Genomic DNA, 16,979 nt, shown 5'->3' with positions numbered 1-16,979 from the left:
AATTCTGCAAATGGACGTAGAATTCCCGACCCGGAGCACCCCATGGTGCCTCCCTGCTGCGAGTTTGGTACCGCCGAGACTTGCGTAAATCTACAGCTGCCCACCCCGAGTCTCTGCCCCATGCCCGTGTTGACCACGCCCTTCGCCCAGCTTGACCTGATCCGCCAGCCCGACCAGCCCAACGAACCGCTGCAGGCGTTCGACGCCGCCGACGAATACCTGCTCAACCACCTGGCCGAGCAGCAGTTGCCTGCCAGCACCCGGGTGCTGGTGCTCAACGACAGCTTTGGCGCCCTGGCCATCAGCCTGCAAGGCCAGTTCGAACTGGTCAGCAGCGGTGACTCGTTCCTGGGCAGCCAGGCGCTGGAAAAGAATCTGGTGCGCAACGGTCGGCCCTTCGACGCCATCGGCGTGCTGCCCGCCAGCCAGCGCTGGGACGGCCTGTTCGACCGCGTGCTGATTCGCGTGCCCAAGACCCTGGCGCTGCTGGAAGAGCAGTTGATTCGCCTGCAGGGCCACCTGGCACCCGGCGCCCAGGTGGTGGCCGCCGCCATGGTCAAGCACCTGCCGCGGGCAGCCGGCGACCTGCTGGACCAGTACATCGGCCCGGTCAGCGCTTCGCTGGCAGTGAAAAAGGCCCGGCTGCTGATCGCCACCGCCGAAGCACGCGGCCCGTTCACCTCGCCCTACCCGAGCCGCTACCACCTGGAGCAGCCGGCGCTGGAGTTGCTGAACCATGCCAACGTGTTCTGCCGCGAGGGCCTGGACATCGGCACCCGCGCCTTCCTGCCCCACCTGCCTACCGGGCTGGGCAGCGCCCAGGTCGCCGACCTGGGCTGCGGCAATGGCGTGCTGGGCATCGTCAGCGCCCTGCAGAACCCGCAGGCGCACTACACCCTGGTGGATGAGTCGTACATGGCGGTGCAGTCGGCCGCCGAGAACTGGCAGGCCGCCCTGGGTGAGCGCGAAGTGACCGTGCGCGCCGGCGACGGCCTGGCCGGCCAGGCGCCGCAGTCCCTGGACGTGGTGCTGTGCAACCCGCCGTTCCACCAGGCCCAGGTGGTGGGCGATTTCCTGGCCTGGCGCATGTTCCAGCAGGCGCGCGAGGCGTTGGTGGTGGGCGGCGCGCTGTACATCGTCGGCAACCGCCACCTGGGCTACCACAGCAAGCTGGCGCGGCTGTTCCGCGGCGTCGAGCAGGTGGCAGCCACGCCCAAGTTCGTGATTCTGAAAGCCCGCAAGTAAAGGTGTGGGAGCTGGCTTGCCAGCTTCCACGTACACAAAAAAAAACCCTCCGAAGAGGGTTTGAAAACCGCTGCCTGTGCAAAACAGCGGTGGGATGAGACGGTATTTCAGTGGGACTTCATGCCCGCCGCAGTCATGAACATGCGCAGCAGTTCAGCGACGATGCCCAGGGCCACGATACTTCCCGCCCAGATCACCAGCAGCCAGCCCACGCGTTTCCACCAGGGGCTGTTGGCAGCCGGGTCGGGTTCATGTTCCTTGCTGTTCATCGCATGCTCTCCTGTGTACGTCCGTAGCAGCTGCCGCAGGCTGCGTCCGGCTGCCCCGCGTTGGGGCGCTGGACGCGGCCTGCGGCCGCTGCTACAGGGGGCTGTCAGTGGTAGCCATCTTCAGGTTTCACCTTGCCGCGGAACACGTAGTAGCTCCAGAAGGTGTAAACCAGGATGAACGGGATGATGAACAGCGTGCCCACCAGGATGAAGCCCTGGCTTTGCGGCGGCGACGCTGCGTCCCAGATCGACACGGCCGGCGGGATGATGTTCGGCCACAGGCTGATACCCAGGCCGCTGTAGCCGAGGAAGATCAGGATCAGGGTCATGATGAACGGCATGTAGTGGGCGCGTTGCGACACCGACTTCAGCAGCGCGTACACCGACAGCAGCACCAGCAGCGGCACCGGCATGAACCACAGCAGGTTAGGCATGCTGAACCAGCGGGTGGCGATGTCGGCATGGGTCAGCGGCGTCCAGATGCTGACGATACCAGTCACCACCAGCAAGCCCAGGGTCAGCGGCTTGGCCAGCTTGTGCATGGCCTCCTGCAGGCTGCCTTCGGTCTTCATGATCAGCCAGGTGCAACCCAGCAGGGCGTAGGCCACGATCAGCGCCAGGCCGCAGAACACGGTGAACGGCGTCAGCCAGTCCAGGCCGCCGCCGGCGTAGGCACGGTTGACCACCGGGATGCCATCGATGTAGGCACCCAGGGCCACGCCCTGGGCAAAGGTGGCCAGCAGCGAACCGCCGATGAACGCCTTGTCCCAGATGTGACGCTTGTTGGCGCGGGCCTTGAAGCGGAACTCGAACGCCACGCCACGGAAGATCAGGCCGATGAGCATCAGGATCAGCGGCATGTACAGCGCTTCCAGCACCACCGAGTAGGCCAGCGGGAAGGCGCCGAACAGTGCCGCGCCGCCCAATACCAGCCAGGTTTCGTTGCCGTCCCACACGGGGGCGACGGTGTTCATCATTACGTCACGGTCGGACTCGCCCTTGAGGAACGGGAAGAGAATCCCGATACCCAGGTCGAAACCGTCCATGATCACGTACATCATGACGCCGAAGATAATGATCACGGCCCAGATCAGTGGAAGATCGATACCCATGACTCAGTTCCCCTTGTTCAGGCTGTCGGCGTGGCCTTCTTCGCTGCCTTCGTGGGCGGCGGAGAGAGGACGTGCAGGCGTACGCGTTTGACCAGGGCCACCATGGGTAGCTTCTGCGCCTTCGTGGGTTTTCGGCCCCTTGCGCACCAGGCGCATCATGTAGCCGAAGCCGGTGCCGAACAGCGAGAAGTACACCACCACGAACAGCACCAGGGTGATGCTCATCTGCGTCACGCTGTGGTTGGACACTGCATCGGCGGTGCGCAGCAGGCCATACACGACCCACGGCTGACGGCCGATTTCAGTGGTGAACCAGCCCGCCAGCAGGGCGATCAGGCCCGATGGGCCCATGCACATGGCCAGGGTCAGGAACAGGCGGTTGGTGTACAGGCCACCGCGCCAGCGCAGCCAGGCACTCCACAGGCCCACGGCGATCATCAGCATCCCCAGGCCGGCCATGATGCGGAACGACCAGAACACGATCAGCGAGTTCGGGCGGTCTTCAGGCGGGAACGACTTCAGCGCCGGGATCTGCTTGTCCAGGCTGTGGGTCAGGATCAGGCTGCCCAGGTACGGCACTTCGATGGCGTACTTGGTCTTCTCTTCCTTCATGTCCGGGATGCCGAACAGGATCAGCGGGGTCGGCTCGTTGCCGACGTTTTCCCAGTGGCCCTCGATGGCGGCGATCTTGGCCGGCTGGTGCTCCAGGGTGTTCAGGCCGTGGGCGTCACCGACGAAGGCCTGGATAGGCGCGACGATCAGCGCCATCCACATGGCCATGGAGAACATCTTGCGGATGGCCGGGTTGTCGCGGCCACGCAGCAGGTGCCAGGCCGCCGAGGCGCCGACGAAGAACGCTGTGGCGACGAACGCGGCGATAGCCATGTGCGCCAGGCGGAACGGGAACGAGGGATTGAAGATCACCGCCAGCCAGTCCACCGGAATCACGCGACCGTCGACGATCTCGTAGCCCTGCGGGGTCTGCATCCAGCTGTTGGACGCCAGGATCCAGAAGGTGGAGATCAGCGTGCCCACGGCCACCATGACGGTGGAGAAGTAGTGCAGGCCACGGCCCACACGGTTCCAACCGAACAGCATGACGCCGAGGAAACCGGCTTCCAGGAAGAACGCGGTCAGCACTTCATAGGTCAGCAGCGGCCCGTTGACGGCGCCGGCGAAGTCCGAGAAGCGACTCCAGTTGGTGCCGAACTCGTAGGCCATGACCAGGCCCGAGACCACGCCCATGCCGAAGTTGACGGCGAAAATTTTCGACCAGAAATGGTACAGATCGCGGTAGGTGTCATCCTTGGTCTTGAGCCACAGGCCTTCGAGCACGGCCAGGAAACTGGCCAGGCCGATGGTGATGGCGGGGAACAGGATGTGGAACGAGACCGTAAACGCGAACTGCATTCGGGCGAGATCTAGAGCCTCTAAGCCGAACATATGGTTTCCTCTATCAGATGAATCATCTGCGTGCGTCGGGGGACGCCCCCGTCAACTCGCACCGACAGCCCTCACGGTTAATGAGTGCGGCGCGCGAAATGTGTTCTGAGTATTCAAGTGTGGCAGTGACCAATGGCCTCAACACAACGCGGCTGCAACGTGTTTTGACCAGGATCAATGATCCCTAAAAGAGTAGACCCAATCCGCGCAGTTAACTGCGTGGTCTATTGTCACGCGGCACGTTGCCTCACCCTTCTAAAGCAGGGGGTTCGGCCAATTTCGGGGATCGCGCGAGAGGATTGCGGCGAATGGCAACGAATGCCATTTACGTAACCTGCAGTTACAAACTAGTGATAATCTCGCGCCTCCCGCCCGCGAGGTTGCCCTGCCCCATGTCCAGTTCCGCTGTACTGCTGCTGCGTCATCACCGTCCTTTCATGGCTTTCTGGCTGGCGCGGGTGTGCACCGCCAGTGGCTTCCAGATGCTCACAGTGGCCATTGGCTGGCACCTCTACCAGCTGACCGGCAGCGTGCTCGACCTGGGCCTGGTGGGGCTGGTGGAATTCACCCCGCGGGTGCTGTTCATGCTGCACACCGGGCATGTGGCCGACCGCTATGACCGACGCAAGGTAGCTGCCATCTGCCAGACGGGGCAGGCGCTGGTGGCCCTGGCCCTGGTGATCGGCAGCAGCACCGACAGCGTCAGCCGCGACATGATCTTCGTGCTGGCCTTCCTGCTGGGCAGCGCCCGGGCGTTCGAGATGCCCACCACCCAGGCGCTGCTGCCCAATATCGTGCCCACCGAGTTGTTCCCCCGCGCGGTAGCGGCCTCGGCCTCGGCCATGCAGACCGCCACCATCGTCGCGCCGGCGCTGGGCGGCTTTCTATATGCGTTCGGCAGCGTGTGGGTGTACGGCCCCACCGTGGTGCTCTATGTGCTGGCGCTGTCGCTGATGCTCAGCCTGCCGGCGCGCCAGACCCCGCTGAACAAGGGCAAGGCCACGCTGCAGTCGCTGCTGGCCGGGATCAACTTCATTCGCAGCCGCCCGGACATTCTCGGCGCCATTTCCCTGGACCTGTTCGCCGTGCTGCTGGGCGGCGCCACCGCGCTGCTGCCGGTGTTCGCCCGCGACATCCTGCTGACCGGCCCCTGGGGCCTGGGCCTGCTGCGCTCGGCGCCAGCGGTGGGGGCGCTGCTGATGTCGTTCTGGCTGTCGCGCTTCCCCATCGAGCGCAAGGTGGGCCGCACCATGTTCGCCGGCGTCGGGGTATTTGGCGTGGCAACCATCGCCTTCGGCTTGTCCACCTCGTTCTGGTTCAGCCTGGCGACCCTGGCAGTGCTGGGCGCGGCAGACATGATCAGCATGGTGATCCGCGGCGCATTCGTGCAATTGGAGACGCCGGACGAGATGCGCGGCCGGGTCAGCGCCGTGAACGGCCTGTTCATCGGTGCCTCGAACCAGCTGGGCGAGTTCGAATCGGGCCTGACGGCGCACTGGTTCGGCACGGTGCCGGCAGTGGTGCTGGGCGGCGTCGGCACGCTGGTGGTGACCGGCACCTGGATCAAGCTGTTCCCGACCCTGGCCAAGCGCGATCACATGCTGAACCGCGAGAAACCCCTGTAACCAGCTCCCACATCACGCGGGGTTAAAGCGACACACGCATTCACCCCCAGCCAGCCATGCTGGTATGATGCGCGGCTTTTTTCGGCCCCTCGGCGAGCTTGTGCTTTGCTTGAGGGGTCAATTCATTCACGGCGCCGGGGCGCGCCACGGGGATCAGGCATGCTGGAAAGGCTGTTTCAACTAAAAGCACACAACACCAACGTGCGTACCGAGATACTGGCGGGCATCACCACGTTCCTGGCCATGGCCTACATCCTGTTCGTCAACCCGAGCATCCTCGGCGAGACCGGCATGGACAAGGGCGCGGTGTTCGTCGCCACCTGCCTGGCCGCAGCCATCGGCTCGACCGTGATGGGCCTGATCGCCAACTACCCGATCGCCCTGGCACCGGGCATGGGCCTGAACGCCTTCTTCACCTACACCGTGGTGCTGCACATGGGTTACACCTGGCAGACCGCGCTGGGCTCGGTGTTCATCTCGGCCGTGCTGTTCTTCCTGCTGTCGATCTTTCGCATCCGCGAATGGATCGTCAACAGCATCCCGCTGCCGCTGCGCTCGGCCATTGCCGCGGGTATCGGCCTGTTCCTGGCGCTGATCGCCCTGCACAACGCCGGTATCGTGGTCGGCAACCCGGCCACCCTGGTGGGCCTGGGCGACCTGAAGCAGCCTGCACCGATCCTGGCCACCCTGGGCTTCGTGCTGATCGTGGCCCTGGAAGCCCTGAAAGTGCGCGGCGCCGTGCTGATCGGCATCCTGGCAGTGACCATCGTCTCGATCCTGATGGGCTTCAGCCCGTTCGGCGGCGTCACCTCCATGCCGCCATCGCTGGCCCCGACCTTCCTGCAGCTGGACATCAAGGGCGCGCTGAACGTGGGCCTGGTGAGCGTGATCTTCGCCTTCCTGTTCGTTGACCTGTTCGACAACTCCGGCACCCTGATCGGCGTGGCCAAGCGCGCCGGCCTGATGGGCAAGGACGGCCACATGCCGAAAATGGGCCGTGCCCTGATCGCCGACAGCACCGCAGCCATGGCCGGTTCCCTGCTGGGCACCTCCACCACCACCAGCTACATCGAGTCGGCGGCCGGCGTGAGCGCCGGCGGCCGTACTGGCCTGACCGCCATCGTCGTGGCCCTGCTGTTCATCCTGGCGCTGTTCTTCGCGCCGCTAGCCGGCAGCGTGCCCGCCTTCGCCACCGCCCCTGCCCTGCTGTTCGTGGCCGTGCTGATGATGTCGGGCCTGGCGGAAATCAACTGGGACGACATCACCGAAGCCGCCCCGGTGGTAGTCACCGCCCTGGCCATGCCGTTCACCTACTCGATCGCCAACGGCATTGCCTTCGGCTTCATTTCGTGGACACTGATCAAGCTGCTGTCGGGCCGCACTCGTGACCTGAACCCGGCGCTGATCATTCTGTCGATCCTGTTCGTCATCAAGCTGGGCTGGTTCAACGCATGAGCACGGTAGTGAACCCGGCGGACTACAGCCGCCAACTGGACGAGAAAACCGCGCGCCTGCGCGAGCTGCTGGCGCCGTTCGATGCCCCGGAACCTGCGGTATTCGACTCGCCGCGCGAGCATTACCGCCTGCGCGCCGAGTTCCGCCTGTGGCGCCAGGACGGCCAGCGCCACTACGCCATGTTCGCCCCGGGTGAGAAGCACACGGCTATCCTGATCGAGGAATTCCCGATCGCCAGCCTGCGCATCAACGAACTGATGCCCAAGCTCAAAGCCGCCTGGCAGGCCAACGACGCCCTGAGCAACAAACTGTTCCAGGTGGAGTTCCTCACCACCCTGGCCGGCGACGCCATGGTTACCCTGTGCTACCACCGCCCGCTGGACGAGCACTGGCAGGTGGCCGCCGAGCAACTGGCCGCCGACCTGGGCATCAGCCTGATCGGCCGTTCCAAGGGCAAGCGCGTGGTCATTGGCCGCGACTTCGCCGTGGAAAAACTGGACGTGGCTGGCCGCGTGTTCAGCTACCAGCAGCCTGAAGGCGCGTTCACCCAGCCCAACGGCACGGTGAACCAGAAGATGCTGACCTGGGCCTATGAGGCCCTGGGCCAGCGCGACGACGACCTGCTGGAGCTGTACTGCGGCAACGGCAACTTCACCCTGCCCCTGGCCACGCGGGTGCGCAAGGTGCTGGCCACCGAGATCAGCAAGACCTCGGTGAACGCCGCGCTGAACAACCTGGCCGACAACGCCGTGGACAACGTCACCCTGGTGCGCCTGAGCGCCGAGGAGCTGACCGAGGCGCTGAACGAGGTGCGGCCGTTCCGTCGCCTGCAGGGCGTGGACCTGAAGAGCTACCAGTTCGGCAGCGTGTTCGTCGACCCGCCGCGTGCCGGCATGGACCCGGACACCTGCGAGCTGACCCGTCGTTTCGACAACATCCTGTACATCTCCTGCAACCCGGAGACCCTGGCCGCCAACATCGCCCAGTTGCACGATACCCACCGTATCGAGCGTTGCGCGCTGTTCGACCAGTTCCCGTATACCCACCACATGGAATCGGGTGTGTTGCTGGTTCGTCGTTGATCGCATCGCCCCCATCGCGACCAAGGTCGGCTCCTACGGGTAGGAGCCGACCTTGGTCGCGATACAGGCACCGCGCAATCAAAAGGCGAAACACGAACAGCCAAACGCCCCCCAGAACCCCTGGAAATCACTGACCGGCACGCTCGACTGCCGCGCCCTGTCGTGGCTGTGCGCATGCACCCCGCATGGCCCGCTGCACTGGTGCACCTGTTGCAGCACCGGCGACTGCGGCCGCCAATGGCCCGGGACGATGGCCACTGGCGACCAGTCCGGCGTCACCGGCAGGGTTGGCGGCGCCAGCTTGTCGAATTCGCCCGCCGCGTGCACCACCTTGCCGTCCACCACGGTCAGCAGCGACTCGATCCACTTGATCGCCTCTTCCTCAACGCTGAAATAATCCGCCGACAAGGCCACCAGGTCCGCCAATTGCCCGACCTTGATCTGGCCTTTCTTGCCCTGCTCCGATGAGAACCAGGCGCTGCCATGGGTGTACAGCTCCAGCGCGGTGTCGCGCTCCAGGCCTTGTGGATAAAGCTCCAGGCCGCCCACGGTCTTGCCGCTGACCATCCAGTACAGCGAGGTCCACGGGTTGTAGCTCGACACCCGCGTGGCGTCGGTGCCCGCGCCTACCGGCACGCCCTCGGCGAGCATGCGCTGGATCGGCGGAGTCTGTTCGCCGGCCTTCTTGCCGTAGCGGTCGACGAAGTATTCGCCCTGGAAGGCCATGCGGTCCTGGATGGCGATGCCGCCGCCCAGCGCCTTCACCCGTTCGATGTTCTTCGGCGTGATGGTCTCGGCGTGGTCGAAGAACCACGGCAGGCCGTTGAAGGGAATGTCGCGGTTGACCTTCTCGAACACGTCCAGCATGCGCGAAATCGATTCGTCATAGGTGGCGTGCAGGCGGAACGGCCAGCGCTGCTCCACCAGGTGGCGCACCACCGGTTCCAGGTCCTGCTCCATGGTGGCGGGCAGGTCCGGGCGCGGCTCCAGGAAGTCCTCGAAGTCGGCGGCGGAGAACACCAGCATCTCGCCGGCGCCGTTGTTGCGCAAAAAGTCGTTGCCCTGGCCGTAGCGGGTGCTGGCGGTCCAGTGCTGGAAGTCGGCCAGCTCTTCCTTGGGTTTCTGGGTGAACAGGTTGTAGGCGATGCGCACGGTCAGTTGGTCCTTGGCCGCCAGTTCGTTGATCACCTCGTAGTCATCGGGGAAGTTCTGGAAGCCGCCGCCGGCATCGATGGCACTGGTGACGCCCAGGCGGTTGAGCTCGCGCATGAACTGGCGGGTGGAGTTCACCTGGTACGCCAGCGGCAGCTTCGGCCCTTTGCTCAGGGTGGAATACAGGATCATGGCGTTGGGGCGGGCCACCAGCATGCCGGTGGGGTTGCCCTGGGCGTCGCGCTGGATCTCGCCGCCGGGCGGGTTCGGGGTGTTGCGGTCATAGCCCACCACGCGCAAGGCGGCGCGGTTGAGCAGCGCGCGGTCGTACAGGTGCAGCACGAACACCGGGGTGTCGGGTGCGGCCTTGTTCAACTCGTCCAGGGTGGGCATGCGCTTTTCGGCGAACTGGAATTCGTTCCAGCCGCCCACCACCCGCACCCACTGCGGCGCCGGGGTGCGCAGGGCCTGCTCCTTGAGCATGGCGAGGGCATCGACCAGCGACGGCACGCCTTCCCAGCGCAGTTCCAGGTTGTAGTTGAGGCCACCGCGGATCAGGTGCAGGTGCGAGTCATTGAGCCCGGGGATGACCGTGCGGCCGCGCAAGTCGATGACCTGGGTGGCGCTGCCGCGCAGGGCCATGGCCTCGGCGTCGGTGCCCACGGCGACGAACTTGCCGTCCTTGATGGCCACGGCGCTGGCAGTGGGCTTGGCGCGGTCGACGGTGTGCAGGCGGCCGTTGTGCAGGATCAGATCAGCGATGACGGTGGTGTTCATGACAGGGTTCCTTGTTGTCTGGGGTCAACGGGGGTCAACGGGCTTGCAGCCAACCGCTCAGCCAGAGGGTGGCCCGCGGCATGAACACGTAGACCACCAGCAGCACGACGCTCAGGGTGATGACGGTGTTGGCCGGGGCATAGCCGCCCAGCCAGGGAAACAGTTTGAAAACCGGTGCCCACAACAGCGGCACGATGAAGCTCAGCGGCAGGATGACCATGAAAGTCACGCAGGCCTGCTTCCAGCGCGGCGGCTGGGGCGCGCCGGCGTCCACCGGGGTGAACCAGAATTCGCGGTCGTTGTTGATCTCCAGTTGGTCGCCGTCGGCCAGCATCGGCTTGGCTTCTGCCACCAGGCGCTGGCGGTCGGCGGAGTCCAGCCAACTCTGCAGTTGCTCGGTGCTGGCGAAGCGCAGCACGCTGGTGAACAGTTGCAGGCCGTTGCTGTGGCCGCGCATGACATCGATGCCCAGGTGGCCGGGGTAGCTGCGGGCGATGCCGATGATGCGGCGCAGCCATTCTTCGTAACGCGATTCCTGGCCTTTGCTGATGCGGTGGCGAACCAGCAGGGTGACGACGCCATCGGCCATTTCGATGTTCATGCCTGACTCCTTTCACACAAATGCGGGAAAGCGAACCGGGACCTTGCGGCCCCGGGCGCTGAGCTTAGTTGACCTGGCGTTGTGGGGCCTTGTGCACCATGGTGTAGGCGTAATCCACGCCCATGCCGTAGGCACCGCTGTGCTCGCGCACCAGGCCCATCACCGCGTCGTAGGTGTCCTTGTGCGCCCAGTCGCGCTGGAACTCGAGCAGCACTTGCTGCCAGGTCACCGGTACCGCGCCAGCCTGGATCATGCGCTGCACCGACATGTCGTGGGCTTCCTGGGTGGTGCCGCCGCTGGCGTCGGTGACGATGTACACCTCATAGCCTTCGGCCATGGCTTCCAGCGCCGGGAAGGTCAGGCACACTTCGGTCCACAGCGCGGCAATGATCAGCTTCTTGCGGCCGGTGGCCTTGACCGCTTCCACGAACTTGGCGTCTTCCCAGCTGTTCATCGACGTGCGCTCGATCGGCTTCTGGCCAGGGTTCACCCCCAACAGTTCCGGCCAGATGAAGCCGCTGAAGCTTTCGGTTTCAACCGAGGTGTAGATCGTCGGCACGTTGAAGATCTTGGCCGCCTTGGCCAGGCCCACGGTGTTGTTCTTCAGGGTCTGGCGGTCGATGGACTGCACGCCGAAGGCCATTTGCGGCTGGTGGTCGATCAGGATCAGGGCGGCGTTGGTTGGGTTCAGCAGTTCGCGGATGGACATGGTGTATTCCTTTTCTGATGTCGATAATCGGGTTTGAGTTGGCTGACGCTGTTCCCTTCGTTGGGCGCTGTGTGCGTCTGGCTTGGTGCTAATGTAGGCGCGTGCAATATCCGAGACAATTCCCTAAAATCGAGAATCATTGATTCCATTTTGGGGACACCGATGGACCGTATCGACGCCATGCGCGCGTTTGTCACCACCGTCAACGAGAACGGCTTCGCTGCAGCCGCCCGCGCGATGGACGTGCCGCGCTCGAAAATCAGCAAGCAGATCCAGGCCCTGGAGGAAGACCTGGGCGTGCAATTGCTGCAGCGCACCACCCGCAGCCTGCACATGACCGAGGCCGGCGCCGAGTACTACGAGGCGGTGCGCGAGGTGCTGGCGTCGGTGGATGAAGCCGAGCAGCGCGCGCGCAGCGGCCTGGGCGAGGCCCGTGGGGTGCTGCGGGTGAACGCGCCCATGTCGTTCGGCCTGCGCAAGCTGGGGCCGCTGATTCCGCTGTTCCATGAACAGCACCCACAGATCGAGCTGCAGCTGGTGCTCAGCGACCAGCAGGTGGACCCGGTGCGCGGTGGCTTCGACGTGACCATCCGCATCGCCAGCCTGGGCGATTCGAGCATGGTGGCCAAGCAACTGGCGCCGGCGCCGCGGGTGCTGGTGGCCTCACCCGCCTACCTGGAGCGCCACGGCACGCCGCAGGAACCACGCGACCTCACCAACCACCAGTGCCTGAACTATGGCTACCTGCAAAGCGGCGTCAGCCTGCAGTTGAGCAACGGCCGCGAGACCCAGCGCGTGCACGTCACCGGCCCGCTGCACGCCAACAACGGCGACCTGCTGGCCACCGCAGCCGAAGGCGGCATGGGCATTGCCCTGCTGCCTTCGTTCATCGTCGAGGAAGCGCTGGCGGCAGGCCGCCTGGTAGCCGTGATGTGCGAATGGCAGGCGCCAGCCATCAGCATCAACGCGGTATACCCCACGGCGCGGCGCGTGCCGCAGAAGACCCGCGCGTTCATCGAGTTCATGGTGGCGCACCTGGCCCCCACAACCCCGTAGCAGCAATTGTCTTGTGGGAGCTGGCTTGCCAGCGAGCTTTTATGGCCCCAACAGCTCGCTGGCAAGCCAGCTCCCACAAGAACCCGGGCTTACTCGCGAAAATGGCTGGCCACCTGGCGCATGTCGTCTTCGTCAAGCACCCCCGCCGCAGCCTTCAGCTCTACCGATGCCAGCAACCAGCCATGCTGCGCCTCGTGCAGCTCCATCCGGGCGCGGTACAGCTGTTGCTCGGCGTCCAGCACGTCGAGGTTGATGCGCTCGCCGCCCTGCTGGCTACGCCGCGTGGCATGCAACTGGGCCTCGGCGCTGGCGGCGGCCAGGCGGTAGGCACGCACCCGCGCGGCGCCGCTGCGGGTGGCGTTGTAGTGGCGGCGCAGGTTGTTGAAGGTGGCCAGGGCCTGGCCGTCCAGTTCGTGCTGGGCCTGGGCCAGGCGGCTGGCGGCCTGGCGCGTGGCAGCGCTCACCCCGCCGCCAGCAAACAGCGGCACGTTCAGTTGCAGGCCAACGGTGTTGGTGTCGAACGCTTGTTGATAACTGCTTTCCGAATCCGACTGCGACTGGCGGTTGCTGGCGAACAGGCTCAGCTTGGGCAGGTGCCCGGCGCGCTGGCGCTGCACCTCCTGCTCGGCAACGTCCAGGCCGCGCCGGCGCGCCAACAGCTCGGGGTTGCGGCTGCTCGCCAGCTGCTGCCAGGCCTCGAACGTCGCGGGCTGCAACGCGGGCAGCTGGATGTGCTCCGCCAACGGCTGCAACTGCGTCGGCGCCTGCCCCAGCAACGCCTGCAATTCGCGCGCGGCGCTGTCCTGGGCATCCAGCGCCTCGAGTTCCTCGGCCACGGCCAGGTTCAACCGCGCCTCGGTCTCCAGCACGTCGGTGCGGGTGGCAACGCCGTCCTCGAACAGGCTGCGGTTCAGCGCCAGCCGCTCACCCAGGGCGTGCTTGCGCTCGCGGCTCAGCTGCGTGCGCCGCGCCGCCAGCAGCGCGTTGCTGTACAAACGCACCACCCGCACCCGCAGCGCCTGCTGCTGGCCCTGCCACTGGGCCTGGGCCTGGTGCGCCTGGGCATCGCCTTGGCGCCAGCGCGCCAGGGCGTCGAAATCCAGCAATGGCTGTTGCAGGCTGAGGGTAGCGGCGTGGCTGCGGTAGTCACGGGCCTGGCGTTGGCTGCCCTGGCTGACCTGCGATTGGTTGCGCGAGTGGCTGTAGCCCCAGCTCAACGTCGGCAACAGCGCGGCGCGGCCGATGGCCCGCTGTTCGAGCCCGGCCTCCCGCGCCGCGCCCGCCGCCTGCCAGGCCGGGTCGTTGCGCCGGGCCAGCTGGTAGGCGTCCAGCAGGCCCAGGGCCTGGGCGTTGCCGGCGAAGGCCAGCGAGGCGAGAAGCAGCAGTACAGGTTTCATCACTCCTCCACCAACGCGAGGTGGCTGCGGTCGCGCAGCGGCTTGAGCAGGTAATTGAGCAGCGAGCGCTCGCCGGTGCGCACGAAGGCCTGCACTGGCATGCCCGGTTGCAGGGTCAGCCCGGCCAGCTGCTGGGCGCCGGTGACTTCGGCGCGCAGCAGGTAGTAGGGCTCGCCGTTGCGCTCGTCCTGCTGGCGGTCGGCGCCCACCAGGGTCACCCGCCCAGCCACTCGCGGGGTGGTGCTTTGGTTGAACGCCGGAAACAGCAGTTCCACCGGCAGGCCCGGGCGTACCTTGTCGACCATGTCCACCGGCAACCGCGCTTCCACCTGCAAGGGTTTGCCGGCCGGCACAATCTCCAGCAGCACTTGCCCGGGAGCCACCACCTCGCCCACGGTGCTTACCTGCAAACCGCTGACGCGCCCGGCCGCCGGGGCTATCAAGGTGCTGGCAGCCAGCTCCTGTTCGGCCACCGCCAGGCGATGACGCAGCTCTTCGGCCTGTTGCCGGGTGTCGGCCAGCTGGCTGCCGGCATCACGGCGAAACGCCTGGGTCAGGTGCTGCAGGCGCAGGCGCTGCTCGTCGACCTGCCGCTGCAACAACCCTGCCCGCCCCTCGTCGACGCTGATGACCGCCGTCAGCTGTGCCAACTGGCGCTCGTCGGCCAGCACCCGGTGCCGGCTGACGTGCCCTTCGGCGCCCAGGCGGCGCAAGCTGGCCAGTTGGGTCTCCAGGCTCGCTTGCTGGGCACGCAGGCTGTGCAAGGACGCCTTGAGGCCGCGTAACTGCGCCTCGCTGCCCTGGATGGCGGCCCGCATGGCCGCGCGTTCGCTACCCAGGCTGGCGGCGCGGCTGGCGTGAATCTGGCCCTGTAGCGCTATGGCGTCCTGGCTTGAAGCTTGTGAGAACACTGGCGTTGTTTCCTGCTGTTCGGCCGCCAGGCGCGCGCCTTGTGCCTCGGCGGCCTGCCATTGACTGCGCAGGCTGCGTACCTGGCTGTGCAGCAGCGGCTGGCGCAGGCGCAGCAACGGCTGCCCCGCGGCCACAGACTCGCCGTCGCTGACCAGGATGCTGTCCAGCACCCCGCCACTGGCGTGCTGCACGGTCTGCCGTTGGCCCACCACGGTGAGGTGCCCGGCCACTGCCACGCCCTGGTCCAGCGGCGCCCACATGGCCCAGGCGAAAAAGCCGCCCACGCCCAGCAGCAACACGGTCCAGCCCAAACGCGCCGCTGCGCGATCATCCTTGAGCCTGCTCATGCCGCCACTCCCTGCTCGGCCAGCACCGTGGCAGCGGGGCCGAAGCGGTGCAGGTGGCCCTCGCGCAGGATCAGCAGGTGGTCGACACGGCTGAGCACGTTGGCACGATGAGTCATCAGGATCACCGTGCGCTGCAGCGCCTTCAGGCGGTCGATGGCCGCCAGCAATGCCCGCTCGCCCGCCTCGTCGAGGTTGGCGTTGGGCTCGTCCAGCACGATCAGCGCCGGCAACCCGTACAGCGCCCGCGCCAGGGCGATGCGTTGCTTCTGCCCACCGGACAAGCCGGCGCCGCCCTCGCCCAGGCGGGTGTCGTAGCCCTGGGGCCATTGCAACACCAGCTCGTGCACGCCGGCCAGGGCTGCGGCAGCCAGCACCTTGTCGGCGTTGGCCGGGCCGAAGCGGGCGATGTTTTGCGCCACGGTGCCGGCAAACAGCTGGATGTCCTGGGGCAGGTAGCCAATCTGCGGCCCCAGTTGCCGCAACGGCCAGTGGCCCAGCTCGGCGCTGTCCAGCCGCACCTGGCCGGCCATGGGCGGCCATACCCCTACCAGCACCCGCGCCAGGGTCGACTTGCCGCTGCCGGACGACCCGATCACCCCCAGCAAGCTACCCGCCGGCAGGCTAAACGCCAGCCCGTGCAACGTCGGCGCGCTGCAACCGGGTGGGCCGGCGTCAACGCCTTGCAACGCCAGCGCGCCCTTGGGCGCCGGCAAGCGCTGCGGGTCGGCTGCCGGCGGGTGCTCCCGGAGCAACTGCACCAGGCGCTGACAGGCATCGCGGGCCGGCCCCCATTGCTTCCAGGCGCCGATCAACTGGTCGATGGGGCCCAGCACCCGCCCCATCAGGATCGAACCGGCGATCATCATCCCCGGGCTGATCTGCTGCTGCACCGCCAGCCACGCCCCCAGCCCCAGCACCAGCGACTGCAGCGCCAGGCGGATGCCCTTGGCCCAGGCGCCCACCGCCGCCGAGCGTTCGCTGGCCAGCCCATACAAGTTCAGGAACGCTTGCTGCTGCACCTGCCAGCGCCCCCGCAATGCATCGAGCATGCCCATGGCCTGCACCGCCTCGGCGTTGGCCAGGTGCGCCGTGGCCTGCTGCGTAGCCGCCTGGGCCAACAGCCCTGCACGCGCCTGGAGGCCACCGCACAGGCGCTCGTTGAGCCACGCCAGCAGCACCAGCAGCACCGCGCCGCCCAGCGCCAGCCCACCCAACGCCGGATGGAACACGAACAGCACCCACAGGAACAGCGGAAACCACGGCGCATCAAACAGCGCAAACAGTGCCGTGCCGCTGGCGAATTGCCGCAGGCACGCCAGGTCCGCCAGCGCCTGCCCCGCCGCACCGTGGCCGCTGCGCAACTGCGCGGCGTGGGCGGCATCGTGCACCCGCGCCTGCAAGCCCTGCTCCAGCTGCGCGCCCAGGCGAATCACCAGCACCCCGCGCAGCCAGTCCAGCGTGCACATCAGCGCCAGCAGCCCCAGCACCATCAGGGTCAGCATCAGCAGGGTCATTTCGTTGCCCGAGGCCAGCACCCGGTCATACACCTGCAGCATGTACAAGGCCGGGGCCAGCATCAGCAGGTTGATCGCCGCGGAAAACACGCCGATGTCCACCAGCGAACGCCGGGCAGCCGCCAGCGCACTGCGCAATTCATTGCCAGAGCGGTGCATTCAGAGGGTTCCTTGCAAGATATCCACAGAAGCCCGCCGAGCGGCGTTGACGGCACGCCCGGCGCTCCCCACAATTCAGGAGCGCCATGACCCTGGCCTAGAGAACTCGGGTCACAGCGCTGTG

Annotated in this window: 14 protein-coding genes; 5 read left to right on the top strand and 9 right to left on the bottom strand. The window is 66.3% G+C overall.

Features of this window, described 5'->3' with window-relative positions:
* Positions 1-120 precede the first annotated feature (120 nt).
* On the top strand, positions 121-1,245 hold the full coding sequence (locus ACWKWX_RS00560; RefSeq protein ID WP_483826795.1) for a methyltransferase: 1,125 nt from the start codon (positions 121-123) through the stop codon (positions 1,243-1,245).
* Between the two features lie 107 nt (positions 1,246-1,352).
* Here ACWKWX_RS00560 and ACWKWX_RS00555 read toward each other — a convergent pair whose 3' ends face one another.
* From ACWKWX_RS00555 to ACWKWX_RS00545, 3 genes are all read right to left on the bottom strand, one after another.
* Positions 1,353-1,514, bottom strand: coding sequence for a DUF2474 domain-containing protein (locus ACWKWX_RS00555; RefSeq protein ID WP_416426994.1), 162 nt, complete (start codon positions 1,512-1,514; stop codon positions 1,353-1,355).
* 104 nt (positions 1,515-1,618) lie between these two features.
* Positions 1,619-2,626: a cytochrome d ubiquinol oxidase subunit II gene (gene cydB / locus ACWKWX_RS00550; protein WP_416426995.1), complete on the bottom strand. Its 1,008-nt coding sequence runs from the start codon at positions 2,624-2,626 to the stop codon at positions 1,619-1,621.
* Positions 2,627-2,629: 3 nt separating this feature from the next.
* The gene (locus tag ACWKWX_RS00545; RefSeq protein ID WP_416426996.1) at positions 2,630-4,069 is read right to left on the bottom strand and encodes a cytochrome ubiquinol oxidase subunit I; all 1,440 of its coding nucleotides are present in this window, start codon (positions 4,067-4,069) and stop codon (positions 2,630-2,632) included.
* 392 nt (positions 4,070-4,461) lie between these two features.
* On the opposite strand from ACWKWX_RS00545, the gene ACWKWX_RS00540 reads away from it, so the two are divergent.
* The 3 genes from ACWKWX_RS00540 (at position 4,462) to trmA (ending at position 8,231) form a co-directional block, all read left to right on the top strand.
* Positions 4,462-5,694, top strand: coding sequence for an MFS transporter (locus tag ACWKWX_RS00540; protein WP_473004543.1), 1,233 nt, complete (start codon positions 4,462-4,464; stop codon positions 5,692-5,694).
* A gap of 159 nt (positions 5,695-5,853) precedes the next feature.
* Positions 5,854-7,149, top strand: coding sequence for an NCS2 family permease (locus ACWKWX_RS00535; protein WP_416426998.1), 1,296 nt, complete (start codon positions 5,854-5,856; stop codon positions 7,147-7,149).
* Positions 7,146-8,231 (top strand): tRNA (uridine(54)-C5)-methyltransferase TrmA, encoded by a 1,086-nt coding sequence (trmA, locus tag ACWKWX_RS00530; protein WP_416426999.1) that lies wholly within the window; start codon positions 7,146-7,148, stop codon positions 8,229-8,231. Before ACWKWX_RS00535 ends, trmA begins: the two co-directional genes overlap by 4 nt.
* A gap of 78 nt (positions 8,232-8,309) precedes the next feature.
* Here trmA and ACWKWX_RS00525 read toward each other — a convergent pair whose 3' ends face one another.
* From ACWKWX_RS00525 to ACWKWX_RS00515, 3 genes are all read right to left on the bottom strand, one after another.
* A complete protein-coding gene (locus tag ACWKWX_RS00525; protein ID WP_416427000.1) occupies positions 8,310-10,160 on the bottom strand; it encodes an amidohydrolase in 1,851 nt (616 codons plus the stop codon).
* Between the two features lie 34 nt (positions 10,161-10,194).
* Entirely contained in the window at positions 10,195-10,761 is a 567-nt protein-coding gene (locus ACWKWX_RS00520) for an antibiotic biosynthesis monooxygenase (protein ID WP_483826794.1), read from the bottom strand.
* 64 nt (positions 10,762-10,825) lie between these two features.
* Positions 10,826-11,470, bottom strand: coding sequence for a hydrolase (locus ACWKWX_RS00515; RefSeq protein ID WP_416427002.1), 645 nt, complete (start codon positions 11,468-11,470; stop codon positions 10,826-10,828).
* 162 nt (positions 11,471-11,632) lie between these two features.
* On the opposite strand from ACWKWX_RS00515, the gene ACWKWX_RS00510 reads away from it, so the two are divergent.
* The gene (locus tag ACWKWX_RS00510; RefSeq protein WP_416427003.1) at positions 11,633-12,526 is read left to right on the top strand and encodes a LysR family transcriptional regulator; all 894 of its coding nucleotides are present in this window, start codon (positions 11,633-11,635) and stop codon (positions 12,524-12,526) included.
* A gap of 89 nt (positions 12,527-12,615) precedes the next feature.
* Here the strand turns inward: ACWKWX_RS00510 and ACWKWX_RS00505 are convergent, their stop codons facing one another.
* The 3 genes from ACWKWX_RS00505 to ACWKWX_RS00495 are packed head-to-tail and all read right to left on the bottom strand — an operon-like array spanning position 12,616 to position 16,855.
* Positions 12,616-13,923: a TolC family outer membrane protein gene (locus ACWKWX_RS00505; protein WP_483826793.1), complete on the bottom strand. Its 1,308-nt coding sequence runs from the start codon at positions 13,921-13,923 to the stop codon at positions 12,616-12,618.
* Complete coding sequence (locus ACWKWX_RS00500; protein ID WP_483826792.1) at positions 13,923-15,182, bottom strand: HlyD family type I secretion periplasmic adaptor subunit; 1,260 nt, start codon at positions 15,180-15,182, stop codon at positions 13,923-13,925. The genes ACWKWX_RS00505 and ACWKWX_RS00500 overlap by 1 nt, the downstream gene beginning before the upstream one ends.
* The gene (locus tag ACWKWX_RS00495) at positions 15,179-16,855 is read right to left on the bottom strand and encodes a type I secretion system permease/ATPase (protein ID WP_483826791.1); all 1,677 of its coding nucleotides are present in this window, start codon (positions 16,853-16,855) and stop codon (positions 15,179-15,181) included. The genes ACWKWX_RS00500 and ACWKWX_RS00495 overlap by 4 nt, the downstream gene beginning before the upstream one ends.
* Between the last annotated feature and the right edge of the window lie 124 nt (positions 16,856-16,979).

The sequence above is a fragment of the Pseudomonas imperatae genome (genome assembly GCF_057128625.1).
This window is presented reverse-complemented; position numbering and strand designations above follow the sequence as displayed.

Coding starts and splice junctions, on each gene's coding strand:
- ACWKWX_RS00560 (WP_483826795.1), top strand. CDS start 121: ATGCCCGTGTTGACCACGCCCTTCGCCCAGCTTGACCTGATCCGCCAG.
- ACWKWX_RS00555 (WP_416426994.1), bottom strand. CDS start 1,514: ATGAACAGCAAGGAACATGAACCCGACCCGGCTGCCAACAGCCCCTGG.
- cydB (WP_416426995.1), bottom strand. CDS start 2,626: ATGGGTATCGATCTTCCACTGATCTGGGCCGTGATCATTATCTTCGGC.
- ACWKWX_RS00545 (WP_416426996.1), bottom strand. CDS start 4,069: ATGTTCGGCTTAGAGGCTCTAGATCTCGCCCGAATGCAGTTCGCGTTT.
- ACWKWX_RS00540 (WP_473004543.1), top strand. CDS start 4,462: ATGTCCAGTTCCGCTGTACTGCTGCTGCGTCATCACCGTCCTTTCATG.
- ACWKWX_RS00535 (WP_416426998.1), top strand. CDS start 5,854: ATGCTGGAAAGGCTGTTTCAACTAAAAGCACACAACACCAACGTGCGT.
- trmA (WP_416426999.1), top strand. CDS start 7,146: ATGAGCACGGTAGTGAACCCGGCGGACTACAGCCGCCAACTGGACGAG.
- ACWKWX_RS00525 (WP_416427000.1), bottom strand. CDS start 10,160: ATGAACACCACCGTCATCGCTGATCTGATCCTGCACAACGGCCGCCTG.
- ACWKWX_RS00520 (WP_483826794.1), bottom strand. CDS start 10,761: ATGAACATCGAAATGGCCGATGGCGTCGTCACCCTGCTGGTTCGCCAC.
- ACWKWX_RS00515 (WP_416427002.1), bottom strand. CDS start 11,470: ATGTCCATCCGCGAACTGCTGAACCCAACCAACGCCGCCCTGATCCTG.
- ACWKWX_RS00510 (WP_416427003.1), top strand. CDS start 11,633: ATGGACCGTATCGACGCCATGCGCGCGTTTGTCACCACCGTCAACGAG.
- ACWKWX_RS00505 (WP_483826793.1), bottom strand. CDS start 13,923: ATGAAACCTGTACTGCTGCTTCTCGCCTCGCTGGCCTTCGCCGGCAAC.
- ACWKWX_RS00500 (WP_483826792.1), bottom strand. CDS start 15,182: ATGAGCAGGCTCAAGGATGATCGCGCAGCGGCGCGTTTGGGCTGGACC.
- ACWKWX_RS00495 (WP_483826791.1), bottom strand. CDS start 16,855: ATGCACCGCTCTGGCAATGAATTGCGCAGTGCGCTGGCGGCTGCCCGG.